Below are 624 nucleotides of genomic sequence, written 5' to 3' on the forward strand. Positions count from 1 at the left end.
CATACTTGATCAGTTCCGAGGTGCGCCGATCAGTGAACAGGATGGGCGTCTCGTTCAGGAAGAGGGGGCGATAAAGCTCGCGCATCAGCTGGCGGGCGCGCTCATCCTCGGTGCCGACGACCACGCGGTCCGGAATCTTGAAGTCCTTGATCGCAGCGCCTTCGCGCAGGAATTCAGGATTGGAAACAACAGCAAAGTCTCCGTCGGGCCGGGCCTTGCGGATGATCTCCTCAACCTCGTCTCCCGTGCCAACCGGAACAGTCGATTTCGTTACAACAACCGTAAAGCCGTCCATCAGGCCGGCAATCTCTTCAGCCGCCGCATAGACATAGGAGAGGTCTGCATGTCCGTCGCCGCGCCGTGAAGGCGTGCCGACTGCAATAAAGACGGCGTCTGCATCCTTGATGGCTTCGGCGGCCTCGGTCGTGAAGAACAGGCGCTCTTCCTCAACATTGCTGGCGACAAGTGCGTCGAGACCCGGCTCGTAGATAGGCATGATGCCGTTCTTCAGGCGCTCGATCTTCGAGGCATCCTTGTCGACGCAGGTCACGATGTGACCGAAGTCCGCAAAACAAGCACCCGAAACCAGGCCCACATAGCCTGTACCGATCATCGCAACGCGCA

Annotated in this window: 1 protein-coding gene; it reads right to left on the reverse strand. The window is 59.1% G+C overall.

All coding sequences use genetic code 11. The features are described 5' to 3' along the window. Window positions 1-624: UDP-glucose dehydrogenase family protein (locus tag HOC_RS20705; RefSeq protein ID WP_156950591.1), on the reverse strand; the 624-nt coding region annotated here is incomplete at both ends.

This window comes from Hyphomonas oceanitis SCH89, assembly GCF_000685295.1.
Classification (GTDB): domain Bacteria; phylum Pseudomonadota; class Alphaproteobacteria; order Caulobacterales; family Hyphomonadaceae; genus Hyphomonas; species Hyphomonas oceanitis.